This is a genomic window from Bdellovibrio sp. KM01 (genome assembly GCF_013752535.1).
In the GTDB taxonomy this organism is placed as follows: Bacteria; Bdellovibrionota; Bdellovibrionia; order Bdellovibrionales; family Bdellovibrionaceae; genus Bdellovibrio.
This window is the reverse complement of sequence record NZ_CP058348.1, coordinates 2480307-2499148: the sequence shown is the minus strand read 5'-3', so window position 1 is coordinate 2499148 and position 18842 is coordinate 2480307. Positions and strand designations below refer to the sequence as shown.

Below are 18842 nucleotides of genomic sequence, written 5' to 3'. Positions count from 1 at the left end.
TATCTTCCCAATAGGTTTTCAACAACTCCTCACAAAGGTCAAATTTTTGTGGTTTTTCACTCTGTGTGATACCTATTTCACCCAATACGTATGACATTAAAAACAAAAGCCTTCCGATTCTTTTACAAAGCCCATATTTATCTCGGTCTATTCGTGGCCGTGCATTTTATTTTCCTCAGCATCAGTGGTTCCATTTTGCTCTTCAAAGAAGAAGTCGAAGGCTCCGTTCATGATGCGGTCGCCGTGACTGCGGATCAGACTTCAATGTCGTATTCGACTTTGTTGTCGGATGTTCTTAAGAAATTTCCTGGCGAAAGACCTCTTGCAGTTTTCAAAGACGATGAACACGAAAACATCGTGAACGTGCGTCTGGGGATGAACGATTCCAAAATGTTCCGTGGAGCTCGCAAGCTGATGTTTGATTCGCACACGGGGGCGGAGTTAAACGCGGAAGCCGGCAAAAGTTCTTTCATGGATTGGATGCTTAAACTTCACCGCGAGTTCTTTTTGGGTTCTTACGGGAAAATTTACGTGGGCTTTATTGGTCTGCTTTATTTCTTTGTGATGCTTTCGGGGTTTTTCATATATGGCAACTTTGCCAAAAAAGTCGCCTTCGGTGAAGTGCGTATCAAATCACCTCGTCATTGGTTTTCAGACATGCATCGTTACATCGGTATCGGTGTCTTCGCATGGGGATTGATTATCGGGGCGACGGGTTTCTTTCTGGGAATCAGTTCGACGTTGATCAAGGTTTACCAGTATCAGGAGCTGAAAGAAATCAATCAGCAGTACAAAGATATTCACGGAGAGAATGATCACGCCCACAACGCTTCTGTTTTGGATCAAGTGATTAAAACATCCGAGCAAGCTTTGCCGGACGCAAAGGTTGATTATATCGCGATGCCGGATACTCAGTTTTCTCCACCGAATCATTTCTTAGTGGTGATGGTGGGTAACACGCCACAAACAGAACGCATGACTCAGTTGGTGGTGGTGGATGCCGCAACTGGAACCCAAGGTGAAGTGCGCGAGCTTCCTTGGTACATGAAGATCACGTTGGCTTCAGAGCCGTTGCATTTTGGAAATTATGGCGGTCTGTTTTTGAAAATCGTCTGGTTGGGCTTTTCGCTCTTCTCGTTGTTGCTACCGATTTTTGGTTTGGTGATTTGGTATAAACGTAAAAAAGCCACTCAGGTCAAAGGGGTTTCCATGGAAACTCGCAAGCTGTCTGAAAGCGCATTGTTTAAAAACCGTTTTACAACTCCTTTAGCTTTATTTGTTGTGACCGCGGTCATGATCATTGGCGCCTTTATTTTGGGCGGCACATTTGCCGTGGTGTCAGGTTACGTTCTTTTGATTCCGTTGATTTTAACGGGAGTCGTTGTCCTGCGTGGTAAAAGAGGCAAATCGTGAATTTGGAGATCCTGGCAAACCTTAATACGATCACGTTCAGTGCGCTGCAGATTCTGCTGTTCACGCTTTTGCCTTATTTGGCAGAAACGATGCATGTCAGTCTGTCCTCTGTCGTGGCGACATTCAGTGCCGGGTCGTTCCTGTTCTTGTGGTCTTCACCTTATTGGGCTGCAAAAAGTGATAAGGTCGGCCGTCAGCCAATTTTGCTGGCCGGTCTTATGGGGCTTGGCATTTCCACTTTGATGTTGTGGGCGCTTACTCAGTGGGGCGAAAAAATCGGATCGGTTGCGGTGCTGGTGGTTTTGATCATCAGTCGCCTGATTTATGGTTTGCTGGCTTCCGCTGTGGTTCCTGTTGCCCAAGCATTGCAAGTAGATTTGTCTGAATCCCAATCGGCGATGAAGGCGATGATTTCAAATTCAATGAGCTTGAATGTGGGTCGCTCTTTAGGGCCGATTTATGTTTTGGTCAGTGGGGGCCAAAATATGGATCAGGTTTTGGTGGGATTCTTATTTTGGATTGTGGCTTTGTTGGCAGTCAACGTGTGGGCTCTTCGTCAGCCAGCGCCACAAATGAAAACAGCTGCCGCTATAGAATCCGGGGTCTCCGCGTGGGGCTTGGCATTTAATCGTATGCGCTGGGTTTTCTTGTTGGCAGTTTTGTTCACAAGTTTCATCGGCATTTTAAATTCTTCATTGGCAGTCATCTTGAAGCACAGCTTTTCTTTATCCAGTCAGGACTCCGGTGTCTTGATGGCTAAATTGTTATTGGTGAGTGCTGTCATTGCTGTCGCAACCCAATTTTTAGGACGTATGTTCTTTAAGAATCCATGGCAGGGGGCTTTGGTTTTGGGAGCGTTGACCTTGCTTGCGGGCTCGGTTCTTTTACAAGTGATGAACATGGAATCACAGCTTTGGACTGCGATCGTATTTTTGTCAGTCGGTATCGCTTTGGTTCCACCTTGTTACTTAACTTTGATGACGACAGTGGATCCTGAGCACGTGGGCTTGGGGCGTAAAGCCGGTATCGTCAGTGCTGCGAACACCATCGGTTATGCGGTTGGCGGGGCGCTTGCGGCTTTTACTTTGAAAATTAAAATATTCTCGTTGGAAATGTTGTTGGTCTCATTGGTTGTTTTGATGATGGTCAGCATCGTGGTCTTATACCGTCAGCGCACCGTCGTGTCTGGGGAGGCATAATATGAATTTGCACGAGCTTTCTCTTCGTCATTCAGCTTCTTGTTTCTTTAATTCTCTGTTCCGTGAGTGGTTTGATTACTCCATTATCGAAGCACCTGCAGCTATTTCTGTTAAGACGGGTTGTAAGCAAGCCTTGGTGGTGAATCTGAATGATGGCGCGGCCATGTTCTTGCCGCTGACACGCAGTTCTTTGATGGGGCGCCATCAGTATCATTCTTTATTCTTCATTCAAAAAGACAGCGTTCTGACAGAAGCTGACTTTTTGACGGTGGCTTCTGAGTTGGTGAAACATTTAACGACCATTTTCCCGAACAGCGTTGGCAATGATGCCGTCTTTATGGAGCGCCTAAAAAACAGCGTGGAAAACATAGAGCTGGCTTTGGGACACCGTCAGAAAGACTTGAAAAGCATTTACTCTGGGCCCATGAGTTTTCAACAGGCTGAACAAGGTCTGATGATCGGTCATAATTTTCATCCCTATCCCAAAATGCGGGAAGGCTTCGATGAAGCCGACTATCGTCAGTATTCTCCAGAAATGGCGGGAAGTTTTGCGTTGAACTGGTTTCTGGCGAAACCCGAAATCCTCGCCAATGAAAAAGCCGACAAATTCCAGGTTGAACAATGGACCTTGGATGCTTTCTTAAAAGACTTTGAAAATTCAGAACAGGCCTCTGCTAAATTAAAAGCTGGTTTTATTCCATTTCCAGTTCATCCCTGGCAAAAACAGCACCTCTTGAAAAATTCAGTGGTGCAAAGTTATTTGCAAAAGGGTGATCTGCTTGATTTGGGGTCGGCCGACAAAAAATGGTATCCGACGACTTCATTGCGCTCGATTTACGGCGCGCACTCTCCGTACATGATGAAGTTTTCTTTGACCTTGCGTTTGACGAATTCCATTCGTCACCTGACTCCGGTCGAAGTGGTTCGTGGTCTGCAAGTTTATGATGTCTTTATGACGTCAAAGGCTCAGGAGTTTTCTCGTAAACATCCTCAATTCCACATCGTTTTTGAGCCGGCATTTATGGCCCTCAAAGATGCGGCGGGGGAAATTTTGACGGAATCCATTGTAGTCTGCCGTGAAAATCCCTTTACAGAAAATAACAATGAAGAAGCTGTCGTACTTTCGACATTGGCGCAGGATAACCCTTTGGGTGGTGAAAACCTGATTCAAAAGGCCATTCGTAAAGAAGCCGAAAAAACGCATCGTTCTTTACGCGAGATTTCTGAGCAGTGGTTTGCGCGTTATCTTGAGGTGGCTGTTAAGCCCTTGGTGCATGCTCAAGCCAATTACGGAATTCTTTTGGGTGCCCACCAGCAAAATCTGATTTTAAGCCTAAAAGCTAATTTTCCAGAAAAAGCTTACTTCCGTGATTGCCAAGGGACGGGATACAGCCACTTTGGTTTCTCATTGTACGGCAAAGATGTTTCCAGCCTAAAAATGGAAAACGGAAATATTCTGGATGATAAGGGCAATATCCTGTTTGCTTATTACCTTATGATCAATTCAACCTTTAATGTTATTGCAGCGATCGCCGCTGATGGCTGGGTCAGTGAAGATCAGTTGGTAACGGATTTGCGTAACTTTTTGTTGGCTATTCGTGCTTCGAATCCCCAGGATTTGTCTTGTTTGAACTATCTTTTGGATCACGCGGAAATCTGGCACAAAGGAAACTTCACTTGCAGCCTGCAAAATTTAAATGAAAACACGACGGCCAATCCATTGGCTATTTACAATCTGATTAAAAACCCCATTGCTGCGGCAATAACAGCAAAGGCTTAGGACGATTTATGAAACAAACTTACTTGCATGTTCAAGAAAAGAAGAACTTTACAGCAGAATTGGCTGACGGAGTTCTGACCGTTTCAGGACCAGAATCAGCAGTGAAATATAATATCGAAGACAGTGGCGATAAAGTTCAACTGCATGCCCAGGAGTCTTCTTCGGCAGCATCGTTAGTTGCCACGGAGCATCTTTTTGCCCACAAGCCCGAGCTTAAAACAATTTCGCTCAATCAGATCGCAACTCATCGTGCCGACTTTTATCAAAATCCCGCTTTATGGTGCACGTATGGGACGCAAACTTTGAAAGCCGAACAGTGGATGTATTCCGGCGATGTTCGTCATCCGATTCGCCCACAGCCACATCCTGGAGAATTGCTTTATTCTCGTTTCGTTCCAAGCATCGGAAAGACAATCAGTTTCCGCGTAGTGGACGTTGAAACTGATCTTAAGACTTTTCACTTCTGGCACAATCAACCTTATGTCAACGAATTCTGGGAACTGGCAAAACCAGAGGCTGAACTTAAAGAATATCTTGAAAAAGGTTTAGCGGATTTGCATTCCATTCCAACTTTCGTTGAATTCGATGGTGTTCCTGTAGGTTATTTTGAAATGTACTGGACTTTGGAAGATCGCTTGGGCCCGTACTATGACTCTGAAGCCTTTGATCGTGGTTTCCATCTATTGATTGGAAACATGGAATACCTGGGCTTCAAAAATACCGACGCCATTCTAAAATCAGCCAGCCACTACTTGTTCCTGGAAGAACCACGCACGCGCAAGATCATGGCTGAGCCGCGTTCAGACAATCAGCGTATTATTCGTTACGTTGAGACATTCCCAGCATGGAGAAAAGTGAAGGAATTTGATTTCCCTCATAAACGTGCAGCCCTCCTAGAATGTCGTCGCGAAAAGTTCTTTTTAGGGAACTTCCTGTGAATTTAAAAGCGAACACTCTTCATTCTGGATCTGCATGGGTGCGGGTGAATCAGAACCTGGTGGCGAAAAGCCTTCAGGAGCTGAGCTATGAGCAAATTCTGAAGCCATTGACGACAGACGGCCAGAACTTTGTGTTCGCATTGCAAAGTGGTATCGAATATCACTGTCAGGGTTGGCAGGGGATCTGGACCGATATCAAAGTCGAATCCGACTCCATCGTACGCGTTGTTGACGGCGTTAAAATGCCGGTGAAAAGTGCTGGTCAATTCTTTATCGACTGCCAAAAAGAAACCGGCATGGATGACATTATTCTTGGAAACTTCCTGGAAGAAATGCACAACACGCTGTTTTCGGATTTGCGGATCGAACAAAAACAAGCAGAACAAACTTCGACTGAAATGACGAAGTGGTCCGGCCTCAAAATTCAGTCGATCCTCAATGGCCATCCGAAACTTTTGCTTAATAAAGGTCGTATCACGTGGAGTGAAGGGGATTTAGCAGAGTTTGCTCCGGAAAGTCAGCCCTTGCTTCGTTTGATGTGGTTGGCAGTTCGTAAAAACTCCGCCTTGGCAGCACAAATGCCAGGAGTAAGTACGGAAATTATTTTGGCGCAGTCCATGGATGAAGCAGAACTAAAGCGTTTCAATCAAGTACTGACTGACCTTGAAATCAACAAGTCGGAACACGTTTTTGTTCCGGCTCACCCATGGCAGTGGGATCGTTTTATTCAGGTTCAATTTGCCGGCGAGCTTTCCACGGGCGTTATCAAGGCTTTGGGAGTTTTCGGTGATCAATATCAACCGCAAATTTCGATTCGTACGCTTTCAAACGTCAGTCGTCCGGGGCTATGGGATATCAAACTTCCAGTTACTATCCTAAACACTTCCAGTATTCGTGGAATTGCCGCGAAATACATTCCGGTGGGTGGTGAGCTGTCCCAAAAGATGAACGACATTTGCGCGAAAGACGACGTTCTTAAAAATGTCCAAGTCTTAAGTGAAAAAGCCGGCGTAAGCTTTCAACATCCGATTTATAAACAAGTGGCCCTGGCGCCGTACCGTTATCACGAATATTTGGGCGCCATCTGGAGAGAGTGCGCAGAATCCAAAACCGGCGCCGGTGAGTTTTCAGTTCTTACTGGTAGTTTCTTTCATAAAGATACAGAAGGTGATTCTTTGCTGGGTGCTTATGTGAAGTCTTCGGGGCTGACCATGTCCCAATGGCTTCGCAAGTATTTCGAAGTCGTGGTGGTGCCGTTGTACCATCTGCAATTGAAGTACGGCATCGGCCTGGTTTCCCACGGCCAAAACATTGTTTTGAAACTTAAAGATCACGCTCCGGTGGGTTTGATCATTAAAGACTTCCAGGGTGATCTTCGTGTGGCGAAGGGTTCTGTTCTGGTAGAGGAGTCTGCGAACTTGGCGAGCCATTTGTTGCAGCTTCCGCGCAATTATTTGATTCACGATTTGTTCACGGGACATTTTGTCACGGTTCTACGGTTTATCTCTGAAGTTTTACAAGAGTGCGACGGATACTCAGAATACGAATTTTACGGAATTCTGGGTGAGGTCCTTCGCGATTATCTTTCAACTACGGGGAAAAACCTGAATGTGGATGACAGCGTCAACCTTCTGGCGGAAAAAATGCCTCGTGTGCTGGTAAATAAGGTGCGTTTCAAGATCGGCTATGCCGACTCCCACGAACGCCCGGTCCCCATGGTCGGTGACGAACTTATGAATCCCATTGTGTTGGGATTGAATAAAGGAGCACTGTAAGATGGAACAAAAATACAATCTTATAGGAATTGGTATCGGCGTCTTCAATCTAAGTCTTGCGGCCTTGGCAGATAAAACTGCGGGGATCCACAGTGCTTTCTTTGACGGCAAACCAAGTTTCGACTGGCACTCAGAAATCATGTTTGCAGATTCAGAAATGCAAACGTCTTTCCTCAAAGACCTGGTGATGGGGGCGGACCCGACAAACCCTTACAGCTTCATGAACTATCTGGTTCAAAATGGTTTGTATTATTCTTTCATGAACACGAATCGCCAAGTGGTGACTCGCCGTGAATTTGAAATGTACTGCCAGTGGGTAAGTAAGCAATTAAACCACCGTTTGAACTTTGGCGCGCAAATCGACGAAGTAAATTTCAAAGATGGTCAATTCCAGGTTCGTTCTGGTAACAACATCGCTAAATCCGACAATATCTGTATCGGAACGGGGCTAACTCCAAACGTTCCTGATTTTGCCAAAGACTTCATCGGTCCTAAAGTATTCCACGCAAAATCGCCTTATCTTAAAACTTTGGATGTCACGGGTAAGAACGTAGTTGTTATTGGTGGCGGGCAAACGGGGATCGAGATCTTTCGCAATTGCTTTAAAGGCAAATGGGGAGAGCCATGCAGCACGCGACTGATTTCCAGCCGCGCGAACTTGGAACCGTTGGACAATTCTCCGTTCGTGAATGAATACTTCACACCTTATTACGTGGAAGAATTCTTTGGTTTAGATCAAAACCTTAAAGATCCTATCGTGCGCCATCAGAAAATGGCTTCTGACGGGAATACTCCAGAGTATTTGGAAGCTCTTTACAATGATATCTATCAACTTCGTCACGTTCATCAAAGTGAGGCGATCGTGGAGATCCTGCCTTCCCGTTGCATGGATCGCCTGGAAGAGGCGGGGAATGGCTATAAACTGACTGTCAGCAGCACGTTCTCGAACAAAACTGAAACGCACCATGCGGATATCGTGATCCTAAGCACCGGCTTTAGAACCCGCATTCCGCACATCATTGAGCCGATTCAACACCTGATTGATTTCGACAACACAGGTCGCTTTGTTTTGCAGAAGAATTTCTCTGTGAAATGGAAGGGGCCTTCGCAGAATAAGATCTATGCCATGAACTTTAGCCGTCACGGACATGGAATCTCTGAACCGCAAACGAGCTTGATGGCGTGGAGATCCGCAACCATCCTGAACGATATGCTGGGTAAAGAGCACTATAAAACATCGAAAATGGTTCCTAATTTTGTTAGCTATAAAGGATTATAAAGGGAAAGAAGGAAGAGAGAGTAATGAGAATTTTCATCGCAGCATTGTTCACGGTCCAGGCAAGCTTGGTGCATGCCCAGACAGCGGAACAACCACCACAGACGGCATCAGAGACGGCGACAACTGAAAAAACCGCAGAAACCTACAAACTGCAACAAGTGCAGATTCTGGGTAATAAAGAAGACAAGTCCTACTTGGAAAGTACAGAATCCATCACTGTTATCCAAGCCGAGTCATATGATAAAGGGGTTAAGGCCGACTCCTTAAAATCCATCAATGGTCTTCCCAACGTTCAAGTGAACAAGAACGATAACACCTTCAGTCTGCGCGGTATTAACAATATCGGCGTAACAGGATATCAAAAAGACAATTTGGCATCGATCCTGGTGGACGATGTTTTCCAGACGGACTTGGCAATTTCCGCCGGAGCGTTTGATTTCTGGGACTTGGATCACGTGGAAATCTATCGTGGTGCCCAATCCACAACTCAGGGTATCAACTCGCTTGCGGGTAATATCCTTTTGTTCCACCGTAAAGCGTCCGATGCAACAGAGGGCGCAGTTAAAGCCGGTCTGGGTAGCTATGGATATAAAGAAGTGGGCGTGGTTTCCAATTATAAATTAAGCGAAAACCTGTTCGGTCGTACGTCTGTGAACGTGGAACGTTATGATGGCTTCATCGAAAACGTCACGACGGGTAACGAACGCTGGGGACGTCAGGATAAGAACTATATCTCTCAGGATTTAGTGTATAGATTGAACGCCTTTGATGAGATTCGTTGGAACATCAAAGTTCTTAACAATGAAGCTGGCGGAACTTATTCGCAATCCACAGATCCTTTTGATTATAAAGTGTATGAGGATGTCGACAACCGTGCGTTGACGAATAATCAACAGACAAGCCTTCGTTATACTAAAAAAATCAACGAAAACTCCTCTAATGAAACGATTCTGGCATACTCGCAAAGTGACCAGGACGCGACCGCCGATGCAGACGGAACTTCAGCTGCAACAGCTGGAACTCGTTATGAGGATCACACGGACAGCTACCTCAGCGTTGAAAACTTGTACAAATACCAAAGCGAAAAAGTTAAAAACGTTTTGGGTTTGCACTATCACGACTACATCATCAAAGATGACTATAACTTTAACGTGTTAGCTCCAGGTCCAATCCCGGTTCGTCAAAAAACTGAGAAATACCAAAACACGTATGCGATCTTTGATTCCATGCTTTATAAGTTCAATGAAAATCATGCGATGAACTTGGGTCTTCGTTATGAGTACATGAAGAACAAGTACGATTCTTATATCGTGTATGGCTCGACCAGAACGGCGAGCGGTGACGAAGAGGGCGGTATCCTGCTTCCTAAAATCGGTTACATCCTGACGGAAGGTATCAGTTCTTACGGTATTTCCTATACTCAGGGCTACCGTACAGGTGGTGTCAGCGTGAATCGTTGGACATCCACAGTGGCCGAATACGATCCAGAAACGACTCATAACTTTGAATTAAGCTATAAGCGTGTCCAAGATCAGCTAAAAGTTGCGGCGAACGTGTTCTACACTCACTGGGTGGATCAGCAGGTTCTGGTGCAATATGCGGCGAACAACCCTTACAATTCAGCGATCGTGAATGCGGCAAGCTCTGAAGTGTACGGTGCGGAATTGGAAGCGACTTACAATATCAATGCACACAATGCATTGACTGCAGGTGTGGGTTACAATCATACACGCTTCATCGACTTTAAAGGACCTTTGAATCAAAACTATGACGGTAACGAGTTCCCATTCGCAAGCCCATGGACAGGAAGCTTAAACTACACGTTCAAACCGACAGACATGTGGAATTGGGATAATACACTTCGCTACTTGTCTTCAAGCTATGGCGATGCTGCGAATACCAAGTCGGCTCCTGAGCAATGGTACTTGGATACGTCTTTGGCGTACCTGATGGCGCAATGGAAATTGAACTCTGAGTTCTATATCCGTAACGTCCTTGATCAGAAATATGTGACATACGATGCAAGTAACGCCTACTATGGAACAAAAGTTTACCAAGTGAATTCACCCCGTGAGTTCGGTGTACGCGTGACGTATTTCTGGTAACAGATTTGAAATAATGAAACTCAAAAAAAGGCCTCCGCCAAAAACGGAGGCCTTTTTTTATTTCCGTGCTGCATGCGATTGCCGATGGGGAGGTGAGCTTCCGCGCACTGTGCTTTCTACGCGGCGCAGTTTTTATTCCAATGATGCATTCAGTTACCGAAGCGGAGATAAAGCGCGCGGGAGGAAACGCTGATTCGATGTGAGAGTTGCAACTTGGTTTGAAATGCCCCTAAGATTTAAGAATGAGAAATTTCGTCTTTATCGTCAGCCTTGTGGTTTCTTCCGTCAGTTTCGCCATCAGCATCGATTGCAATTGCCGTGGCAGCGGTGTTTGCCGCGATCGTGGCGATGGCAAGGTCGTTTGTGTAGGAACCACGATGGGAGCGGGTAAGAAAGGCGATAACTGCGCCGGGGCCGCAGGTCTGTGTTCCTACCCGTTAAGATGTCAGGATCGCGGCGACAAAGTGATGTTGTGCCTGGATTCATCTCCGAATGTCGGTAATAACGGCGATCTTTGCGGGGATAATAACTCCTATTGTAAATATCCAACGCGCTGTAAAGACCGCGGAGACGGTGTCAAAGCCTGCGTCGGTGGGGAATACGGCCAGGGGAGTGCAAACCAGCTTTGTGCTTCCCAATATGATTTCTGTAAAAAACCTTTAGAATGCCGTAACGACAACGAAGGCATTCAAAAATGCACTCCTTAATATTCAAACCAAATATTTCCCCAATCCTCTGTTTTTAGCAGGGGAATGTGACGCTTTTTTAGCCGATAAATCACTTCGGCGTGGGGATGCTTGTAGCGTGCATAGCGCGCGGATGCGACAGCCATCGTAAGACGTGGCAAGTGAGTTAATAGCTCATCTGATGTGCTCGTCCGAGAGCCGTGATGGCCCAGCACTAAAACCCGAGTTTCGCGCACCCAAGGCAGACTTTGCCACAGTAATTCCGCCTTTACCGGTGAATCGCCAGGGAATAAAAAGCCGTTGTAAGATGTGATCTGGCTTGCCGCGTTTGTGTCGGCTTTGCGTTCAGACTTTTTTGTTTTTTTTAAAGCCGTTAACCCCTGCCAGTGGGGAATATCCAATTTGTCGGGGCAATCAGAAAACTTTTCCAGCAGGCGCATTTTTCCCGGTGAAGAAATTCCCTGTGGCCTCATCGCCAGACAGCTCTGCCACGAGGAAGGCCATTTCGCTAACGCACCGATATGATCCCAATCCCAGTGGCTGAGGTAAATTTTGTTATTTTTATCGCGGCAAAGCTTTGCGATTTTCGCCCACGGAAATCGTTCGCCACCGACGTCAAAATGTCGGCAGGTGGTGGTGTCAACTGAAGTCACCCATTGTCCTTGGCCGACGTTCCATATCACGAGATATGAGAACACAGATTTATTTGCCACCGGCGTAGCGCTGAAAGTTATCAACACCAATGAGAAAAGTGAAAATCTTAAAACCCATTCCACGCAGCATCCTTTCCTTGGCGGAGTCGTAACCGAAAAAAGTGAAAGAAGATGTGCCACGCAAAAATCCAAAACCATAATGTGGATATTGAAATCTGTTTCGCAGAGACACCGGGAACAGGTTCAGAGGCCCATTTCAGGATTTGGGAGAAGCCCGTCATTACAAAATCAAACACTCCCACTACGGATGGAATGATTACGCTTACAAACCCTAGCGGTAGTAAAATGTAAGAAACCACGGGCCCTAATAACAGATTGTAAAGCAGTGCGAGGGGGTGCAGTGAACTCAGGCCCCACAGAGGAGCACACATGAAAATAAAAACTGCGCATTGATTGAACAACAAGCGAGGAAAAACTTTTTTTATTTTTAACAGCGATGTCCATGCCAGTGCCAAACTGGCACACCAACTCATCAGCAGAGATGGTGAGTTCCACCACGCAGGAAAAAGTGCGAGCGTGAAACATCCCGCAATCATCGTCATTAAATCCGGCGGAAATTTCCAACCACGTGATTTAAAAAGTCCTCGCAAACCCAATGCAGATAAGGCTCTTACGGCGGGTGGTTGCCAGCCGACGATCAAGGAGTAAAAGCTCAAAATTAAGAATCTTACAAAAAATGGAATTCTTAAAACCGCAAAAAGTTCGTCGAGCAAAAGAAGATGAGATCCGGAAATCACGAATATATGAATGAGCGATGTTTTCACCAAATTCTGTTTCAGGTTCTGATCGTTTAATTTTTCACCACACACTATTGAGGTCAGTGCAGAGTAATTTTCTGACTCGCGCGGGATGAATGTAAGACACTTTTGTTGATAACTCTGAGAAAGGCTTGATGCATTATTCAGCATGGTGTCCTGCGTGCAATTGCTCAAGCTCAAGGCAAGGAGAATAAGAATAATCATGAAATCGAGGACTTAGCAAAAAGCGCTGCAGGTGCGGATTCTAAAATAATCTGTCGTGAGTCCTCTGCGTCCGTGTAAGTCGGATTGTAAGATCTGAAATTGCAGCGCTGAAAAACAGTGCGATTTTAAATAATAAGATAGTAAAATCATGAGCTTATGATGTGCTTAAATTTCATGCAAATCGCTGAAACCCTTGAAATTCAACAGGTCCAAGGTCCAGCATTACAATAACTCAACATTTTGTGTGGATAAGTCTGCTTGTTTGCACTTTGGATTGCATGTCATACTAGTAAAAGATCAAGGAGTGTCGAGAGATGAAGCAACTAGGACGATTGGCAGCAACACTACTTTTAAGCTTACCTTTGGCTGCAGCAGCCAAGTCAACAAACACAATCAAAGGCGCCGCACAAACTCCGAAACAGCAAGCGTTGTTGGTGGAATTGACGGGACAAGATTTCAGGAAACAATCTGACACAGCTCTGTATGCTGAAATGGTAAGCGCTTCTCAACGCGATGATGAGATCGGTTTGAAGAGCCGTCTACAAAGCCTTTTGACGCGCTTTCCAGCAAGCACATATGCGGACAATGCGTTGTTCCTAGCGGGCAGAATGGCTGTTGAGCACAACAACTTCCCTGAGGCGATTCGCTATTTTGGTCGCATTGAAAAAGAATATCCAAACAGTGACAAAGCGGCGAGTGCACGATTTGCGAAAGCTATGACGTATAAAAAAATGAATCTGCCACAGTTTGCGAAACGTTCCCTTGTGGAAGTGAGAGCTAAATATCCAGGCAGTCCAGAGTCATTCAGAGCAGATGCTGAACTGAAACAGTTCAACTAAGAATAATCACCACTTGCAAGGATGCAAACAGTGAAGAACAAGAAGTTCTCAGTCTCATTGACGATTATATTCTGTGCGCTCTTGGTGCAATTCCAAACAGCGCATGGTCAGGATGCACCTCCACCAGATACAACCTGGGATGCAGATCCATTGGATGTATTAGAACCTAAAAAAAGTGATGCTCCAGTAGAGCCCAGTGTTCCTGAATTTACAGAAATTCAACCGGGCTCTTCATCGGGACAAAGTGTTGAAACTCCGCCTCCACCAGCAGCACCTGATGTTCCCACACCAGAAATTTCTGCACCGAATGATGTGCCGGCGCCAACTCATGCGGATGCATCGTCAAGTTTTTCAGATGCAGGTAGCAGCGATCCGGATTTCAATAAAGAAAATCGTTTTCACAATATCTACAAAAAGTACAACGCACAGCCCACTTCAGATGAGGCTTGGGACAAAGCTGTTGGGGCTCGTAAATCCGAAGTTTACAAAGTCGAAAAGGGCAACACTCTTTGGGATATTTCCAACACTTTCTTCGGGGATCCAAACTTTTGGCCGAAACTTTGGTCATTGAATAATGGATCGATTTTAAATCCCCACGAAATCACTCCGGATATGAATATCAAATTCTATCCAGGTACGATGATGGATGCGCCGACTCTTGCCGTGGCCGGTAAAGAAGGTGAAACCGTTGCTGAATCTGAAGGCGATAAAATTGTTGAACCAAGCATCACTGAGCCTCCAGTGCCACCGACTCGTCGTAAGCACACTCCCGTGTTGGGCTCACTTCCGAACAGTTTACCGAAAGGTCGCTTCGGAGTATTCGATGACAGCTCTGCCGTGGAAATTGAATTCAGAGAAAATAAAATGCCGATCCCTTACGAGTATCTGACTTATTTCGTAGCGGATAACGAAGTGCCGGGCGCTGGAACTATCACTGCAACGGAATTGGATTCGCAGACGGCGAACGAATTCCAATACGTTTACGTAAAATTAAATGGCAACCAAGAAAAGAACTACATCGTTCAAAAAAATATGGGCGAAGTATTTGATCCTGCGGTGAAAGGTCGTAAAGGCCGCATGGTTGAAGTTCAAGGTGGCCTGGAGATTCTGGAAAAGGTAAACGCCGAAAAAAATATCTATCGCGCCATCGTAAAAAAAGCGATTCAGCCGGTGGAAGTTGGCGCCGTTCTGGTTCCAGGTGAAGTTCCAATGATCGATCCGCGTCCGGGGGCCGTGAATAATTCTGCCAATGCGAAAATCATGGGCGGGGAGTTCGGTAAAAAGCGTGGGCTTTTTGGTTCAAACTCTTTGGTGTTCTTGGATGGCGGTTCAGGTCGCGGATTTCAGGTGGGGCAAAATCTGACGATTTTTGCAGACAGTGCTCTTCGCAATCGTCAGACCAATGCGGTTTTGAATGATCGTAATATCGGTAGCTTAAAAATCGTCAACGTGACGCCAAACTTTGCCACAGCTTATGTGACGACTTCCAACGAAGATATCTTGTTGGGAGACTATGTCGGAGTGGGAACAAAAACGGCTTCAGCAGGTCCGGATGTTCATGAAAGTCATGCACCAGAATCCAAAGATCAAATTGAAGAAGAATTGGATTTAGAGGGCGCGCCTCCTGTTTCGCCGGAGTCCGGATCTGAAGACCTTGATCTTGAATTGTAATCACTAAGGAAAGGCTCTGCAATTTGCAGAGCCTTTTTTTATGACTGAAATCCATGCTCTCTCCCAACTTATAAAATCCCATCCCCTTTATCGCGTTCATCGCGACGAGATCCATCAGACTTATTTGCGTCTTTCGCAGATCGGTTGTCTGACAGAATTTTATCTCCGCCAGGCCATGCAGGAATATCTGCCAGAGCTTGGCGATTCTTTAGAAAAGAATTTTTCTTTGTTTAAAGATCTGTGTGCAGAAACTGTGCGCTGGCAAATGCAGGGCATGCAGTTCATCTGTTATGGTGATCCGTTGTTCCCGGCGCAGTGTTATCGCATGGCTGAGCCACCCTTGACGCTTTCTTATCGGGGGGCGCCTTGTTGGATGATAGAGCGTTCCATTTCCATTGTCGGCAGTCGCGAGCCCAGTGCGGATTCATTAAAATGGATGGAGCAAGAGCTGGCGTTATTTTTAGAAAAGCAAATGCCATTGGTGATCAGTGGTGGAGCCCGTGGTGTAGATCAAAAAGCGCACTCTTTGGCTTTGCGTAAAAGCATTCCGACGGCGGTGGTGCTGCCTTCGGGACTGGGAGAAATTTATCCCAGCAGCTTGCAGGAATGGATCACTCCTGTGCTTGATCGGGGAGGCTGTTTCATCAGTGAATACGATCCGCAGCAGATGATGCATAAGCGTCTTTTTCATCATCGCAATCGTCTGATAGCGGCGCTTGGTTGTGCCACTTTATTGGTGGAGGCAAGACGTCGCAGTGGAACTTTGATCACGGCACACCAGGCTGCAGAGCTTTCGCGTCCAGTTTGGGTCGTGCCGGGTCATCCGCTGGATCCACATTTTTTAGGCGGCCTGGATTTACTGTTGGATGGCGCGCAAATGGTGCGTGATGCCCAAGATTTGTCCACCTTATTTCACTCCGAGTTATTGACCGACAATTTTAAAACAGCAGGTATTGTGGGTGTTTCGAGCGAGTCCCACTAGGGATAGTGGCGTGTTTTGAATGGCAAAGCGGCACTGAAAAAAGTGAAATGATCTAAAAAAATCTTTTGCAAGGGGTGGGGAGTTGCTCTTACCATTTGATTCAAGGGAGGGGCGATGTGGTCAAGGATGACCGTGGTAGTAAGGATGCTGCTGCATCGCTCTTATTTTAAGACCGCCCCAACCTCCAGTCGAAACGATCTCTTCTAATTCCAATTTTTTCTTAAAGATTGAATCGCGATTGCACCAAAAATGATATTTGGTGCCCAGATTGCTATGGCGACAGGAAGTGAGCCACTGCGTGCTGCACCTTCGGCCGCGACATAAAGCACCCAATAGAAAATAATGATACCGATACAAAGAATCATACCCCCGGCTTTCGCCGCACGACGATTTGTTGTCGTTCCTAAACCCACGCCAATCAAAGAAAAGACGACGCAAAGAATAGAAATCGCCCAGCGTTTGTGAAGCTCCGTCTGCATAATGCGATGTTCTTCTGGATCTTTGAAATCTTGTTTCAAGCGGTTTTTTACTTCTTCTAACGTCAAGGAAGGCGGGGACTTAGCGCGCTCTTCATATTGATCCGGTTCAGAAAAATGCACGTCGTACGTATCAAAGCTGATCTTGGTGTGTGTTTTTGTCTGACGGTGAATTTCACCGTTTTGTAAACGCAGCAAAACCTCCTGGCCGGGACGCTCAGGATCTGGCAAAAGGCTTCCTTCTTTGGCAATAACGGTCAATGGCACATCGCCATTTTTCTCGTCGTAAATAAAGACTTTGCGAAGTTTGCCGTTTTTGGAATCAACTTCATTGGCGTAAACGACCATGTCAAAGAAGCCTTCTGCGAAAGTTCCCTCTTTGATCACGGCTGTGGCTTTGGTGTTTGCCAAACGCGTGAACAAAACCTCGAATTGACGATTTCCCCAAGGAGCGATCACAAACGATGTCTGTGCAGAGACAATGCCGACAATCAAAGCCAACAGGAGTGCCGGGATGATCAAAGTCCCCATTGCCAGACCCGAGGCTTTCATCGCCACGATTTCAGAGTCCTGACTTAAGCGACCATATGTAAGAAGAACCGAGAACAGCAAAGCCATCGGGAACAGCACGGGCAAAAGTGAGATCACGACGTATCCCACGATTTCGCCAATGGTTTTTAAGGCCACGCCGTGGACAAGTGCAAACTCCGTCAGACGCAAAACCTGGAACATGAGGATGATGGAAATGAAAACCAAAAGACCGAGGACGAAACTTGGTAGCATCTCGAAAAAAATGTACTGCACGGCTTTTTTGCCATTAAAGATACTGAACATGGGGTTCATTGTAGTAGGGCGGAAATCGTAAGTCATCGCGCCCATCGTCCAGTCTGTAGTTTGACCGAAAGCTCCGCATATCTGACAATAGAGGGATATGAGTAAGGTTCTTCTGGTGTATGAAGACTACGCTGATCTCATGAGCGTCGAATCGACATTGAAAAAAGTGGGTTTTGACGTCATTGGTCTATCGAGTGAGTACGCCGTCTCTGATCAAATTATTAGCTTCAACCCTGATGTGGTTATTGGTTCCGGTAAAGGAGCTAAGGTTTCCTCATTGGGAGTCGGCAAGCGTTTGAAAGAGATGAGTCGTTGGGGTGGTAAGGCCGTGCTGATTTTTCCCGCAGGCTTTAAACCAAGTCCCCAAGATTTGATCAAGTTGCGCGTCGATATGATTTTGGAAGCACCAGTGGCGCCTCTTCGAATCGTACAAGTTCTGGCCAAACTTTTAGGGCAGGATGAAAGCGCTTTGCTTGAGAAATTAAATAAAGCCAGTCACCTGGAAAGTCCGACTGCGAAGCCACTTTCGCCCGCGGCGGCACAAGGAAAATTCACCACGGAAAATGAAGCCATCTTTGTTAAAGGAACTTCACCTGAAGAGGGCGAAAATGTTCCGGCAGGAATGGGCTTTAACATCGATCAAGAACCTCAAGGTGAGGGTGCAGAGTTCACTCTAAATAACGAAGAAGATAAAGAAACTCCGCGCTTTAAAATCGGCGCTAAGTTTCAAGCCTCTGTTTCTGAGGCACAAGCAGAGGCCGCGCCTGAAGAAGTGGCTTTTCCTGATGTGGACCTCAAAGCTCTGGAAAGAGAGCTTCTTGGAGGCGGCGCGCCTGAAGTGGAGAAGGTCGAAAACGTGTCTGGAGCAGGTGCTCCAGCCGCAGATGCTAAGACGGTTAAAGGCAAGGACGAGGCTCCTCAGCCAGAAACTCCACCATCCAAGGCTCGTCAAGAGCTTGAAAAATCCACGGCTAAGCTTGCGGAACGAATGAAAAAATACGCAAACATGGTGTCGGATGTGAAAGTCGCTCCAGTTAGCACAATCACCCGTGTGGAATCCCGTAAACGCCAACAAGACATCGCGTCAGAGTGGGACAAGGAATCCATTAACGATCTCGATAAGTTGCGCCAACAGTTCACGAAAGCCCTTTTTAAAAAGTGATTGCTCCTTAGGGGACCTTGACTATATC

At 46.1% G+C, this 18842-nt stretch carries 15 protein-coding genes; 12 read left to right on the top strand and 3 right to left on the bottom strand.

Annotated features, from left to right (window positions below; all coding sequences use genetic code 11):
• Window positions 1–90 precede the first annotated feature (90 nt).
• The 8 genes from HW988_RS12155 to HW988_RS12120 all read left to right on the top strand — a co-directional run bounded on the left by HW988_RS12155 (window position 91) and on the right by HW988_RS12120 (window position 11196).
• Window positions 91–1413, top strand: coding sequence for a PepSY domain-containing protein (locus HW988_RS12155; protein WP_181604517.1), 1323 nt, complete (start codon window positions 91–93; stop codon window positions 1411–1413).
• Window positions 1410–2612: an MFS transporter gene (locus HW988_RS12150; protein ID WP_255489994.1), complete on the top strand. Its 1203-nt coding sequence runs from the start codon at window positions 1410–1412 to the stop codon at window positions 2610–2612. The genes HW988_RS12155 and HW988_RS12150 overlap by 4 nt, the downstream gene beginning before the upstream one ends.
• A 1-nt stretch (window position 2613) precedes the next feature.
• On the top strand, window positions 2614–4392 hold the full coding sequence (locus tag HW988_RS12145; protein ID WP_181604516.1) for an IucA/IucC family siderophore biosynthesis protein: 1779 nt from the start codon (window positions 2614–2616) through the stop codon (window positions 4390–4392).
• 8 nt (window positions 4393–4400) lie between these two features.
• A complete protein-coding gene (locus HW988_RS12140; RefSeq protein ID WP_181604515.1) occupies window positions 4401–5330 on the top strand; it encodes a GNAT family N-acetyltransferase in 930 nt (309 codons plus the stop codon).
• Window positions 5327–7105, top strand: a complete 1779-nt coding sequence (locus HW988_RS12135; RefSeq protein ID WP_255489993.1) for an IucA/IucC family siderophore biosynthesis protein — start codon at window positions 5327–5329, stop codon at window positions 7103–7105. Before HW988_RS12140 ends, HW988_RS12135 begins: the two co-directional genes overlap by 4 nt.
• A gap of 1 nt (window position 7106) precedes the next feature.
• Window positions 7107–8384: a lysine N(6)-hydroxylase/L-ornithine N(5)-oxygenase family protein gene (locus HW988_RS12130; RefSeq protein ID WP_181604513.1), complete on the top strand. Its 1278-nt coding sequence runs from the start codon at window positions 7107–7109 to the stop codon at window positions 8382–8384.
• Between the two features lie 23 nt (window positions 8385–8407).
• Window positions 8408–10489, top strand: a complete 2082-nt coding sequence (locus tag HW988_RS12125) for a TonB-dependent receptor (RefSeq protein ID WP_181604512.1) — start codon at window positions 8408–8410, stop codon at window positions 10487–10489.
• Between the two features lie 242 nt (window positions 10490–10731).
• The gene (locus HW988_RS12120) at window positions 10732–11196 is read left to right on the top strand and encodes a hypothetical protein (protein WP_181604511.1); all 465 of its coding nucleotides are present in this window, start codon (window positions 10732–10734) and stop codon (window positions 11194–11196) included.
• Here HW988_RS12120 and HW988_RS12115 read toward each other — a convergent pair.
• Both HW988_RS12115 and HW988_RS12110 read right to left on the bottom strand, forming a co-directional pair.
• On the bottom strand, window positions 11193–11951 hold the full coding sequence (locus tag HW988_RS12115; protein ID WP_181604510.1) for a ComEC/Rec2 family competence protein: 759 nt from the start codon (window positions 11949–11951) through the stop codon (window positions 11193–11195). The two genes, HW988_RS12120 and HW988_RS12115, sit on opposite strands and share 4 nt — an antisense overlap.
• Complete coding sequence (locus HW988_RS12110) at window positions 11936–12850, bottom strand: ComEC/Rec2 family competence protein (protein WP_181604509.1); 915 nt, start codon at window positions 12848–12850, stop codon at window positions 11936–11938. Before HW988_RS12110 ends, HW988_RS12115 begins: the two co-directional genes overlap by 16 nt.
• A gap of 314 nt (window positions 12851–13164) precedes the next feature.
• On the opposite strand from HW988_RS12110, the gene HW988_RS12105 reads away from it, so the two are divergent.
• The 3 genes from HW988_RS12105 to HW988_RS12095 are packed head-to-tail and all read left to right on the top strand — an operon-like array spanning window position 13165 to window position 16342.
• Window positions 13165–13689: a tol-pal system YbgF family protein gene (locus HW988_RS12105; RefSeq protein ID WP_142700777.1), complete on the top strand. Its 525-nt coding sequence runs from the start codon at window positions 13165–13167 to the stop codon at window positions 13687–13689.
• Window positions 13690–13710: 21 nt separating this feature from the next.
• Window positions 13711–15360: a LysM peptidoglycan-binding domain-containing protein gene (locus tag HW988_RS12100; protein ID WP_370468130.1), complete on the top strand. Its 1650-nt coding sequence runs from the start codon at window positions 13711–13713 to the stop codon at window positions 15358–15360.
• Window positions 15361–15400: 40 nt separating this feature from the next.
• On the top strand, window positions 15401–16342 hold the full coding sequence (locus tag HW988_RS12095) for a DNA-processing protein DprA (RefSeq protein WP_181604507.1): 942 nt from the start codon (window positions 15401–15403) through the stop codon (window positions 16340–16342).
• A 203-nt stretch (window positions 16343–16545) separates the two neighbouring features.
• Here the strand turns inward: HW988_RS12095 and lptF are convergent, their stop codons facing one another.
• Complete coding sequence (lptF, locus tag HW988_RS12090) at window positions 16546–17697, bottom strand: LPS export ABC transporter permease LptF (protein ID WP_255489992.1); 1152 nt, start codon at window positions 17695–17697, stop codon at window positions 16546–16548.
• Between the two features lie 52 nt (window positions 17698–17749).
• Here lptF and HW988_RS12085 point away from each other — a divergent pair, with 52 nt between their 5' ends.
• Entirely contained in the window at window positions 17750–18814 is a 1065-nt protein-coding gene (locus HW988_RS12085) for a hypothetical protein (RefSeq protein ID WP_181604505.1), read from the top strand.
• Window positions 18815–18842 lie beyond the last annotated feature (28 nt).

Coding starts and splice junctions, on each gene's coding strand:
- HW988_RS12155 (WP_181604517.1), top strand. CDS start 91: ATGACATTAAAAACAAAAGCCTTCCGATTCTTTTACAAAGCCCATATT.
- HW988_RS12145 (WP_181604516.1), top strand. CDS start 2,614: ATGAATTTGCACGAGCTTTCTCTTCGTCATTCAGCTTCTTGTTTCTTT.
- HW988_RS12140 (WP_181604515.1), top strand. CDS start 4,401: ATGAAACAAACTTACTTGCATGTTCAAGAAAAGAAGAACTTTACAGCA.
- HW988_RS12130 (WP_181604513.1), top strand. CDS start 7,107: ATGGAACAAAAATACAATCTTATAGGAATTGGTATCGGCGTCTTCAAT.
- HW988_RS12125 (WP_181604512.1), top strand. CDS start 8,408: ATGAGAATTTTCATCGCAGCATTGTTCACGGTCCAGGCAAGCTTGGTG.
- HW988_RS12120 (WP_181604511.1), top strand. CDS start 10,732: ATGAGAAATTTCGTCTTTATCGTCAGCCTTGTGGTTTCTTCCGTCAGT.
- HW988_RS12110 (WP_181604509.1), bottom strand. CDS start 12,850: ATGATTATTCTTATTCTCCTTGCCTTGAGCTTGAGCAATTGCACGCAG.
- HW988_RS12105 (WP_142700777.1), top strand. CDS start 13,165: ATGAAGCAACTAGGACGATTGGCAGCAACACTACTTTTAAGCTTACCT.
- HW988_RS12100 (WP_370468130.1), top strand. CDS start 13,711: ATGCAAACAGTGAAGAACAAGAAGTTCTCAGTCTCATTGACGATTATA.
- HW988_RS12095 (WP_181604507.1), top strand. CDS start 15,401: ATGACTGAAATCCATGCTCTCTCCCAACTTATAAAATCCCATCCCCTT.
- lptF (WP_255489992.1), bottom strand. CDS start 17,697: ATGGGCGCGATGACTTACGATTTCCGCCCTACTACAATGAACCCCATG.
- HW988_RS12085 (WP_181604505.1), top strand. CDS start 17,750: ATGAGTAAGGTTCTTCTGGTGTATGAAGACTACGCTGATCTCATGAGC.